The 9,742-nt window shown below is 42.4% G+C and carries 13 protein-coding genes; 6 read left to right on the forward strand and 7 right to left on the reverse strand.

The window, feature by feature from the left end; all coding sequences use genetic code 11:
* Window positions 1–157: 157 nt before the first annotated feature.
* The 6 genes from IQ246_RS26710 to IQ246_RS26735 all read right to left on the reverse strand — a co-directional run bounded on the left by IQ246_RS26710 (window position 158) and on the right by IQ246_RS26735 (window position 5,952).
* Window positions 158–4,066: a plasmid replication protein, CyRepA1 family gene (locus IQ246_RS26710; protein ID WP_194006321.1), complete on the reverse strand. Its 3,909-nt coding sequence runs from the start codon at window positions 4,064–4,066 to the stop codon at window positions 158–160.
* Between the two features lie 464 nt (window positions 4,067–4,530).
* A complete protein-coding gene (locus IQ246_RS26715; protein ID WP_194006322.1) occupies window positions 4,531–4,788 on the reverse strand; it encodes a hypothetical protein in 258 nt (85 codons plus the stop codon).
* 21 nt (window positions 4,789–4,809) lie between these two features.
* Window positions 4,810–5,139, reverse strand: coding sequence for a hypothetical protein (locus IQ246_RS26720; protein WP_194006323.1), 330 nt, complete (start codon window positions 5,137–5,139; stop codon window positions 4,810–4,812).
* On the reverse strand, window positions 5,136–5,468 hold the full coding sequence (locus IQ246_RS26725) for a hypothetical protein (protein WP_194006324.1): 333 nt from the start codon (window positions 5,466–5,468) through the stop codon (window positions 5,136–5,138). Before IQ246_RS26725 ends, IQ246_RS26720 begins: the two co-directional genes overlap by 4 nt.
* 61 nt (window positions 5,469–5,529) lie before the next feature.
* Entirely contained in the window at window positions 5,530–5,619 is a 90-nt protein-coding gene (locus IQ246_RS31395; RefSeq protein ID WP_194006333.1) for a GIY-YIG nuclease family protein, read from the reverse strand.
* 81 nt (window positions 5,620–5,700) lie between these two features.
* Window positions 5,701–5,952, reverse strand: a complete 252-nt coding sequence (locus IQ246_RS26735; RefSeq protein WP_194006325.1) for a hypothetical protein — start codon at window positions 5,950–5,952, stop codon at window positions 5,701–5,703.
* Window positions 5,953–6,155: 203 nt separating this feature from the next.
* Here IQ246_RS26735 and IQ246_RS26740 point away from each other — a divergent pair, with 203 nt between their 5' ends.
* Window positions 6,156–6,425 carry a hypothetical protein gene (locus IQ246_RS26740; RefSeq protein WP_194006326.1) on the forward strand — a complete coding sequence of 90 codons (270 nt, stop codon included), beginning with the start codon at window positions 6,156–6,158 and terminating at the stop codon, window positions 6,423–6,425.
* 78 nt (window positions 6,426–6,503) lie between these two features.
* Here the strand turns inward: IQ246_RS26740 and IQ246_RS26745 are convergent, their stop codons facing one another.
* The gene (locus IQ246_RS26745; protein WP_194006327.1) at window positions 6,504–6,746 is read right to left on the reverse strand and encodes a hypothetical protein; all 243 of its coding nucleotides are present in this window, start codon (window positions 6,744–6,746) and stop codon (window positions 6,504–6,506) included.
* A gap of 416 nt (window positions 6,747–7,162) precedes the next feature.
* On the opposite strand from IQ246_RS26745, the gene IQ246_RS26750 reads away from it, so the two are divergent.
* From IQ246_RS26750 to IQ246_RS26770, 5 genes are all read left to right on the forward strand, one after another.
* Window positions 7,163–7,756 carry a hypothetical protein gene (locus tag IQ246_RS26750; protein WP_194006328.1) on the forward strand — a complete coding sequence of 198 codons (594 nt, stop codon included), beginning with the start codon at window positions 7,163–7,165 and terminating at the stop codon, window positions 7,754–7,756.
* An 8-nt stretch (window positions 7,757–7,764) separates the two neighbouring features.
* Window positions 7,765–8,073: a hypothetical protein gene (locus IQ246_RS26755; protein ID WP_194006329.1), complete on the forward strand. Its 309-nt coding sequence runs from the start codon at window positions 7,765–7,767 to the stop codon at window positions 8,071–8,073.
* 33 nt (window positions 8,074–8,106) lie between these two features.
* Window positions 8,107–8,976 (forward strand): phage Gp37/Gp68 family protein, encoded by an 870-nt coding sequence (locus tag IQ246_RS26760; protein ID WP_194006330.1) that lies wholly within the window; start codon window positions 8,107–8,109, stop codon window positions 8,974–8,976.
* 56 nt (window positions 8,977–9,032) lie between these two features.
* On the forward strand, window positions 9,033–9,287 hold the full coding sequence (locus IQ246_RS26765) for a hypothetical protein (protein ID WP_194006331.1): 255 nt from the start codon (window positions 9,033–9,035) through the stop codon (window positions 9,285–9,287).
* A 131-nt stretch (window positions 9,288–9,418) separates the two neighbouring features.
* Complete coding sequence (locus IQ246_RS26770; RefSeq protein WP_194006332.1) at window positions 9,419–9,601, forward strand: hypothetical protein; 183 nt, start codon at window positions 9,419–9,421, stop codon at window positions 9,599–9,601.
* Window positions 9,602–9,742 lie beyond the last annotated feature (141 nt).

Genomic DNA, 9,742 nt, shown 5'->3' on the forward strand with positions numbered 1-9,742 from the left:
ATCGGATTTACTCAAACAGCTCATTCGGGAAAAATCATCAATATTGGAACCCGGACTTCCATTAGAGGATCTCATGATGAGTATCAACATTTAGGCGATCTCCAGATAAAATGTTTAGGGACTGCTGCGATCGCCTGATTAAAAATTAGAGATTTACCTAAACACTTGCAACCAACCAATCGCAAACGACGGATTTGCAGCCGTTTGCAAAGTTAACTGGAACCATCCATTGGCTGCGGTATTGGTTCCAGATTGGTTCGGAATCGACAATACCGACTGCATCTCCAATTCTTGAAACTAGATCGCCATAAAACTTCCCAGCATTCTCTAAACCTTGCTGCAATTTCAGCTTTAACCCAGTCCATCGTGTTGGCTGATTATCTTTGATTGCACAATTTTCTGGCTTGTGTTCTACACCCTCATGATTTTTGTATATATAGGAAATACCATTAGGGTGTGGAACGCCCTCTAATACTGATTGTGAATGAGTTTCGAGCGTTTCTTTAATTGGTGCTGTTTTGGACTCTGTTAGTGCTTTTGGGTGTGGAACACCGTCAAGACTTGCCGCACTTGCCCTTGCTTTCTCTATCACTCCTGCCAAAGTCGGTATGTGGATTTGCTTATCCATGTGGGACATGATTGCTTGTAACATTTCCCAGTGCTGGCGACTGAGCCGATAAACTTTTCCTTGTTTGCGGTTTTTGGTACTTTCGCGCTCAACACAGAGCGTATCAAGAATCAAGCCAACTATGGCGCAATTACTGACTTGAAACGAGTCTTTGCTGTTTTTCTCCAGTGAAACCGTAAAACCTAGTAGCCGTTTAATATCGGCTCGACGTTCTCGTGCTTTGTCGGCCACCGCCACAACATCAAACGAATCATTGGTGTAGCTCCATCCTTGCGCTAGCTTCTCTATGATTTCAGGAATACCTAAAGAGCAAAGGAAGCGCCGCTTCGCTGCATAAAAACTCTGATCGCCGACATCTGGGTTGTGTTCGCGGTCGGTAAGGTCGTAAGCTACAGCTGTTTGCTCGTCACCAAGCAATACTTTCAGCATTTTCGCACCTCGTGTCAGTTTCTTGGTGCGTTGCAATTCAACTATTTCTTGTGTAATCTCCAATCCAGTATCACGATGCAGCCGCGTTTTTTCGAGTCGGTCACGTTCCGATTTTTTCAGGTTGCCGCTGCTCATGATCGCTCTGATAAATTCCGCCTCATTCATCAGTTCAGCTTGCGCGATCGCTTTATCCTTGGCTGCTTTAAGCTCTTTTTTCTGTTCTGTGTGGGTGTTGCCTTCATTAGTAGTTACTGCCTGCTCTTGGTCATTACACTCAATTTTTAAGGTAAAACCAGCATCGATTAACAAATCATGTAAGGATTGAGAAGGGCTAGCTCTACTGGCATTTGCACGAGCAATAATGCTTAACTTATGCTGAATCCAGGGCATATCATCAAGGCTTATCTCACCTTTAGCAGTCAGTAAAATACCCTGCTCTATTAATTCGCCTATTTGGTCAATTGATGCAATTAGCTTATCAGTTTCTTGTACTTTTTTTACTAAATTTGAAAGTAAATTATCTGGCTCAATTTCTAGTCTTCTTTGCCTAGGACTAACCCAAACTGTCAAATCACATTCAGGTCGATAGCGGAAAAGCATTTGAGCTTGATCCGTAGCACTAAGAACATCTCCAGAGAAGAAAGCGTAACATTTTTCAAAGTGTTGCTTCTCAAAACTCAATGCTGTTCCCATTGTCATTGTATAACCGAGGATCTGATAATTTGTATAAATTTGATCAGCCTTTTGAATTAATTCCTTAATTCCTGGCTCATTACTATTATCGCCATGAGCAAAAAACATTGATTTGTCCGATATTCCCGCTTGTGATAATAGCAGTTCAATAGCTAATAAATCTGTTTTATTTTCACAAGGTATAATGATTTTCTTGCCGATTTTGGCATCATTAATTAGTCTGGTTAATATCTCGTCTTTATGCTTGTTTTGGTTCAAGACTATTGGTTGATGGTTAACTCCTTTTTTGCCTGTATGCTGAACAATAAAAGCTGTCTTATTGTCACCACGTACTTGTTCAATGTAGTTTAAAGTTTCATCACACAGGTCACGGTCACTGCCAATAGCATAAACAGCATTTTTAATCAGCCATTCTATCTTGACTCGTGCTTTTACTCTCAATGTACCTTTCAGGTTGCTATTAGTTTGAATTGACTTGAGAACTTGCTCAATTTCATCAATAATTAAGATAAATGGTTCTCCCTTAGCCCATTTTTCCGGGTCAAACATTGCAGCTAAAGATACATCTGTAATAGATAGTCTCTTCGCAGATGTTACGCCTAATTGTAAATCTTTTAATTCATGATGATGGAAACAATCAAACTTGGGTGCAGTGTTGCTCAAAAGTGCGTTCAAGTGAGCTACTTGGATAATTCTATGCTGCCACTGCTGACACCAACTACTTAGCAGAAAGCTTTTACCTATACCCCAATCACCTTTTAAACCAATAATTCCACTCGGTATGCTTTCAAGTTGAATTGATGGTAGAAACCCATTTTTAATGCTGATCTGAGGAATGCGTGTGAAGTTAAATTTAGCCCGCAGCTGACGCTTAGTCTCGTATTCCGCTCTCCAGTCTTTTTGAGGGATTTCTTTTGAAATTAATTTCGGAGCTTTAGAAAACTCCCTAGAGGCTTCTTCTGCAACTAATCTGGCTTTTTTGGAAAGTTCTATTTCCGAACTGAGGGCTTGGAGTAATTCACTGCTTGCTCTGTTTGTTACAATCCAATCAGCAATATCACCACCAGATGGACACTGCGGCCATAACCTCAACGGTTCAATTATAAGAAAAGGAAGCTCAATCTTAGCAGCTGCGATCGCTAATTTTTGAGCCTTTTTTCTTCCCGGCTCGTCATTGTCGGGGAAATAGACTACACCAAGAACGCCACAATCTTTAATTTCTTGCAGCCCCACCAACAACAATTCATCAGACCAGCTGCCACCTTGAAAAGTGAAACTTAGTAATTGAAGAACCGAACGAGTAATGTCAACGCACTTTTCGCCCTCATTCCCTAATACCCATTTACCCGCGCCAAATGAGCGTATTTCATCAATCCGGTAGGGATGCCAAGTTTGATCTCCCTTCCCTTTTACTACTTCACCGAAGAGGCAGGGGGAAGGGGGCACGGAGCAGGGGGAAATGACCCCTGACTCCTGCTGTGAAGCGGAGCGGAACATGGGTCTGATTCCCCCACCTCTTACAAGTGGTTCAACAACAAAGGCAGGAGGCAGGAGGCAGGAGGCAGGAGGCAGGAGGCAGGAGGCAGGAGGCAGGAGGCAGGAGGCAGGAGGCAGGAGGCAGGAGGAATACTGTTTTCGCCCTCTGCCCGTGACCAGAGGGAACATGGGTCTGAGTCCCCCACCATAATCTCTGCCACAGGTGGCCAAGAATTGGGCAGGGTTAAAGCCCCGTTCAAATTCTTCACTCATTACTCCTGCCCTCTGCCTCCTGCCTTCTTTACGTGAGGGCGGGGTCGAATCCCCATTTGAACCGTCCCCCCTGCTAAGATCTCCCTGCACAAGAGCCTCTTTTTCAACATCTGTCCGACGGTGGTGAGGAATCGTTATTTTACTGCCATCTGGCTTTTCGATTCTCAGCACCCATTGATTAGGAGAGTATGGGTAGGTGATTTCAAAATTTCTACCAATGCTGACTCTGGCAGGTTGGTTAACTGGGTGCGGTAATGCCGCTAGTTTGATCTCGCTCGTGGGTATCGGCGCAGGAGTTGGCAATTTTCGTGGTTGTTCCACACCCCTAGACTTTTTGTTTATATAAGGGGGGTGTGGAACATTTTCACCCATTACCTCTGCCCAGGGACGAATAGCCTCTCTAATTTCAGAACTCGCGCATTCAAGCCCCCAACAGTGATACTTGCCGCTTTTGGGGTCAATTGTCAGGCTACCTTCGCACACCGGACATACATAACGGTGCTTGCCTTTTTTTGGGGTCAGCCGATCTGAGAAATTTCTAATGTCGAACTGTTCTAAGGTGGTCATACTTCCACCCCCAAACTTGCTTTCTCTCTAACTCTTAAGCACTCATTGTTATTGAAGGAGGCAGGAGGCAGAAGGCAGGAGGCAGAAGGCAGGAGGCAGGAGGCAGAAGGCACAGGGCAGGAGGCAGGAGGAAAACTGCTCTCTATCTTTTGCCTTCTACCTCTTTCAATAATTACAACTGTATGATTTTGTAACATTTTTGCAGCTTCCAATGATGGTTGTGTCCATCGGAGCTACCCACAGTTAGGACAAAATTATCAATGCTAAAACTATTCTTTGGTTTCAGTACCGTTAACTTTGCCACAATGATGCAGACACTGTTAAATTGAAATTAAGTTTAAATTCCGGTTGGTTGCTTTGGGGCAGTACCAAAAGTCTGTTTGTGGGCAGCTAGCCGATTTCTTATTGTGAGAAAGTGTGGCGTTACCTACCTTTTAAGTTTTTGTTAAAAAGAAGGCGCAGCACTATTTTCCAGCTTCCAGCATCTTAGCTAGGCTTTCAGCATCGAATTGATTAAGGGCTTCTATCAATTCCTGAAACCGTCGATATTTGTCATCTGCCCACTCGTCGGGAGTGTATCCCAAGACCTCGCAGAATTTAAGGTAATCTGCGCGCCAATGAAAATTTCCTGAAAGATTCTTAAAAGTTTCAGCTATTTTCAAAGATTCTAGATTAGGGTTGGGTTGTTGGTCGGTGGTATTGTTTAGTAGATGCTTAGACATTAATAATTGCGATCGTTTCGCCTAGTTTTGAGGAAAAATTCTAATCAATTGCAGCAATATCGCTTCAAGGCTTTGTAGTGCTGCATTGGTTGTTCGCTGGTGTTCTTCAAAGTTTTGCTGGTGTTGTTCCGAACTTTCGCGTAATTCAAGCAACACATTATCTAAAATCGCGCTACGAGCGAGAACGCGGTCAACGTTACTTGTAAGTCCTCGCATTTCCTGGCTTAGTTCGTCTAGTTGTGCTTGAGTATTAGATTGCCGGATACTCAGATCAGCTTGTTGATCTGCAACACGCTCTAGTATTCCCTCTATTCGATCTAACCGGCTTGGCTGTTCTGGTGTGTTGGTCATAATCCACTGCCTCCGTTGCGATCGCGCAAAATGCGAAGAATTTCACCCACGTCAGAGGACAAAGCATCTAACCGATTATCTACCTCGTTGAATCGGGCGGTGGTTTCTGTCTGGAGTCGCTCTAGTCGTCCCTCAATACGGTCAAATCGCTGGGTGACTTGGACGAAATTGCTATTGGTGGTTTCCACAAATGTGTCCAATCTGGTGTAAATTTGCGCGATCGCCGCTTGGCTTGTGCCGACTGTGCCAGTAATCAGCTTGATGTTGCTAACTTCTTGCTCTAATGTGCCTAATCTGCGGTAAATATCTTGGATTTGGACTTCGCTCATAGTAATTATTTTAAGAGTTTATAACGCTTGAGCTATGCAGTGCGATCGCCTGTAAATCGTTCTATTTATGATGGTTGCCCCATCTGGCTTTTACGTTTTTGGTTCTACCGATATATAGAACGTTGCTTAGTGAATCAATGGCAAAATAGATTGTCGGTCGTTTTGGGAAGGCGTTTTTTTTCTTCCAGTGGGAGCTAAGGCAGAGTGGCTAGGTCTAGAGTTTGTGGGTTAATCATTCTTCATCTTCCACTAATTTTAAACCTCGTTTACTTGCCCGCCTACGCTGATCACCTAATGGTTCAACTTTGTCATCTTTAGGCAAATTATCTATACAATGCTTAAATAAAACTTTTTCAACGTAGGCGTTTACGCTTTCCCCCGCTTCATTAGCTAAGTCAACTAACTGGTCTGTCACCCAGCTATCTAGCCTATACGTGGTCGCTATTCGCCGTCTTTTGGTCATTTCGAGAATTTCGCTGTACACTCTACCTCCTCAATTGCAGCACATCAGCAGTATACTCACAATCAAAACTTATTAGCAATACAATAACAATATAGTCATCTTATCTGTTAAGAGCAAATATATAAACTAACTGTATAAATAATGTATTGCGAAATCTATTGTATTGCTATTAATATGGCAAATGTGAGGCGACAGAGAAGCACCCACCCTCACCTAGAACAATAATGAGAGCAAGTATTAGACCTCATCTACAACCTTATTTCAAAGCCTTGCAAGGACAAATGGAGTGTGACAGCCTCACAGAGGCGCTAAACCATCTCTTGATGGACTTGAAACGCCGGGGCTATAGCTTTTTAGAGGATTACCAATACAAGCCAGCTATATCTAACAACAAGCCACAGAGCGTCTACACACCTCGGCTGCCCCATCTATCTTTGACATTCTTGGTTCTATCTATGTATTCAACATTTCCTAATGAATCAATTGCAAATTAGATTGCTGGGCGGCTTTGGAAGGCGGTTTTTTCTTCTAATGGGAGCCAGGGTAGGGCTGTTAAATCGATAGTAGAGGGATTAATCATCATCGTCTCCTTTAGTTGTGTCTCCGCCTCTGGTCTCACCTATTAGCTCGATTTCTGGTGAAATTAAGCCTCGTTCCTTACCTATTTTAAAAAAATGCGTTTCTAGATATCTGTTGACGCTAGTATTTTGCTCTCGTGCCAGTTTAGCCAATGTTTCTACGACTAATTCATCAATTCTGTAAGAAACGGGTTTTCTCTTTCGAGTTCGAGCCATGAATATCAGTAAAGCCTGCATAGACAATTCCTCATTTTACATTTGCTGTGCGGCTGCTGGCCGAATACGTTTAAACATAATGTAGAAGTAAAGCAAAAGCAATACTTTTGAGATAAGTATTTTAAGATAAATGGTCTCTGATGAATAAGATATTAGTATAGCATAAATATTGCAAAAGCATTGCAAAAGCATTACGTTTAAAACGTGAGGAGCAAAGACCACCTCATCCCCCAATAGCAATGAAAAAACCTACCCGCATATCGATAAAGCCTCATTTACAGCCTTACTTTAACGCGCTAGCTGCTCAGATGGAGTTTGACAACCCTTCAGAGGTTCTTAACCACATTCTGATGCATCTTAAACTGCAAGGATTTTCTCTCCTATCTGAATACCAATAAATTTTGCGGACTTTTGAAACTCATAAAGGATTTTTAACCATGACTACTGACAAGAGAATTTCAGTTACTAAAGCATCTGAACAGTTAGGCGTACCAGAGGCATTTATCAGAGAAGCTATCAAGCCTTTGTACCCTGATTCTTGGGAAACGATAAAGAGTATTAAACTTTCGCATTTTGATTCAATTGCTGAAGCACTGCGCGACCTTGCCGAAACTCCCAAACCGTTTGAAATTGAAGGTGATCATGACTTTTATTTTGGGTTAGAGGTGGACTTAGAGAACGCTGCACCTGCGTCAGCACAAGAGGGATTTTACTGTAATTTACCATCTGAGATAACCGTTGCCGAATCGGATGATTTGACGATCCAAGAAGTCCAACAGTTAAAGGTTTCTGTAGTTCGTACTTTCTCAGATATAGCTATTGACCTTAATCAAATTACCAATGCTTTAGCTTACAGTTCAGCACTAAAGAGTTTTAGCAGTTTCAAAGAGATTCACTCTGCGACCTTTCGGCATTACACCGACCAATATATTGTTGACTTCGGGATTGAGTATCAACAAATGCTTGATGACTTGGAGGCGCAATGTAGCCCAAAAGATTTTTTGAAAGAGCGCGGAATAATTACCTCCTAAATAATCAGTTGGTGGTCATCAATACCATCGTGTTTGTAGCAGCGTGTCTGTGTGGTTCAATCGCTCTTTCATTAGCAGCTAAACCCCAAGCAATTCAACAAGAAAGGCAGGAGGCAGAAGGAATACTGTTTTCGCCCTCTGCCCGTGACCAGAGGGAACAGGGGTCTGAGTCCCCCACCATAATCTCTGCCACAGGTGGCCAAGAATTGGGCGGGGTTAAAGCCCCGTTCAAATTCTTCACTCATTACTCCTGCCCTCAGCAAGACTGCCTTCTTTACTTAGAAAATATCCCCACTCAACTAACTAGGTCTGGGTGAGATTAGTACGAACTATTGAGGATAAAGATAATTATGCCAACAAATATTTCTTGGGCGGATGAGACTATAAATCCAATTGTAGGCTGTTCTCGCGTCTCGCCTGGGTGTCAAAAATGCTATGCAGCAAGCGCCGCCAATTCCCCCAGACTCAAACAATTTCCCCAGTACCAAGCTGTTAGTAAATGGGATGGTGCTGTTGAGTTTGTCAATTCTCAATTACTCAAACCACTGCACTGGAGAAAGCCCAAAAAAATATTCGTTTGTAGTATGGGTGACTTATTCCACGCAAACGTTCCTTTTGAGTGGATTGACCAAATAATAGCTGTTATAGCTTTGTGTCCTCAGCACACTTTTCAGATCTTAACTAAACGACCAGAGAGAGCATTAGAGTATTTTAGCCAACCCAAACTATGGGTTAAATGGTATGAAGCAGCCCTTGCACATCTTTGGGGTGCTATTGGCGAAAACTTTGGAGGTTTGATTAATCTCCAACAGTACTTTATTGAACAACCTTCCCCCTTACCAAATTTGTGGCTAGGAACGTCTGTTGAAAATCAACAGACGGCTGATAAACGAATTCCAATTCTGTTACAAATACCCGCAGTAGTTCGGTTTTTATCTTGTGAGCCATTGTTGGGAGAGATTGACTTAAAAATAATCCCAAACTGGGTTATCTGTGGTGGTGAATCTGGCCCAAATTCCAGACCATGCCATATTGAGTGGTTAGAGTCAATTGTCCGACAGTGCCAAGCTTCTAATACATCCGTGTTTGTCAAACAGTTGGGGGCAAATGCGATACTACAGAACCAACGATTTCAAACCCGTGACAAAAAGGGTGGAGATATTGAAGAGTTTCCACAACAGCTAAGAATCAGAGAATTTCCATATTTAATTTGTGATTAAAAACAAAATCTCTTGATTGACACACTCACAAAATAGTGAATTATCACTAATAACTAATGGCTATAAAACCAGCATCTCACTCTCAAGCATACTGCCAAGAAATAAATGCCCAGCCGTCAAACAAGCGATCCTCAACACCCACGAATAATTTCAACACACGGCTGGGCATTTATTTTTATGGATCACTCCAATATTCAGATAATCCACAAATCCCCGTGCCAATTATCATTTTCGAGGACAAGGGGATTGATCCAGACAGCGGCAAGTTTATAGTAAACATCAAGACAGAATTAAAAGGTTGGAGTAAATAAACCCCGTCTATTTTGAAACCTGGAGTTTTTAAGGAGAGTGTATTATTCTTTTGTGGCTTGAGTTCTGAGCTTTACTCTAATTCCAAAAAACTATGGTTTTCAAGGTAGACGCGGTTTAACAGGAGAAATCAATGTGGAAATTAAAAATTTATTTGTGGATTGCGAATAGAGCTTTGAAAGCTATACAAAATGATCCTTCATATCTGCAAATGAGAGAAGTTGCTAACAGAAACAGTACTGTAACAATTAGAGTTTCTGTTTGGGGAGTAGAAGATTTGTCAGAGTACTTAAAGGGCAAAAATAATGGAGGATGAAAAAGCAGGGGAGCAGGGGAGCAGGGAGCAGGGGGAAAAATCACGCCACTTGCGGGTGAGGTTTCAACCAACTCTTAAAAGGAGCAAGGGAGCTTTCACGCCACTTGCGGGTGAGGTTTGTACCTTTAGTTCCCCCTGTCC

The sequence above is a fragment of the aff. Roholtiella sp. LEGE 12411 genome (assembly GCF_015206995.1).
In the GTDB taxonomy this organism is placed as follows: Bacteria; Cyanobacteriota; Cyanobacteriia; order Cyanobacteriales; family Nostocaceae; genus Komarekiella.

Bases quoted from the DNA above. Each gene is read 5' to 3' on its own strand.
- IQ246_RS26715 (WP_194006322.1), bottom strand. From the start codon at position 4,788: ATGTCTAAGCATCTACTAAACAATACCACCGACCAACAACCCAACCCT.
- IQ246_RS26725 (WP_194006324.1), bottom strand. From the start codon at position 5,468: ATGAGCGAAGTCCAAATCCAAGATATTTACCGCAGATTAGGCACATTA.
- IQ246_RS26750 (WP_194006328.1), top strand. From the start codon at position 7,163: ATGACTACTGACAAGAGAATTTCAGTTACTAAAGCATCTGAACAGTTA.
- IQ246_RS26720 (WP_194006323.1), bottom strand. From the start codon at position 5,139: ATGACCAACACACCAGAACAGCCAAGCCGGTTAGATCGAATAGAGGGA.
- IQ246_RS26745 (WP_194006327.1), bottom strand. From the start codon at position 6,746: ATGCAGGCTTTACTGATATTCATGGCTCGAACTCGAAAGAGAAAACCC.
- IQ246_RS26770 (WP_194006332.1), top strand. From the start codon at position 9,419: ATGTGGAAATTAAAAATTTATTTGTGGATTGCGAATAGAGCTTTGAAA.
- IQ246_RS26765 (WP_194006331.1), top strand. From the start codon at position 9,033: ATGGCTATAAAACCAGCATCTCACTCTCAAGCATACTGCCAAGAAATA.
- IQ246_RS26710 (WP_194006321.1), bottom strand. From the start codon at position 4,066: ATGACCACCTTAGAACAGTTCGACATTAGAAATTTCTCAGATCGGCTG.
- IQ246_RS26740 (WP_194006326.1), top strand. From the start codon at position 6,156: ATGAGAGCAAGTATTAGACCTCATCTACAACCTTATTTCAAAGCCTTG.
- IQ246_RS26760 (WP_194006330.1), top strand. From the start codon at position 8,107: ATGCCAACAAATATTTCTTGGGCGGATGAGACTATAAATCCAATTGTA.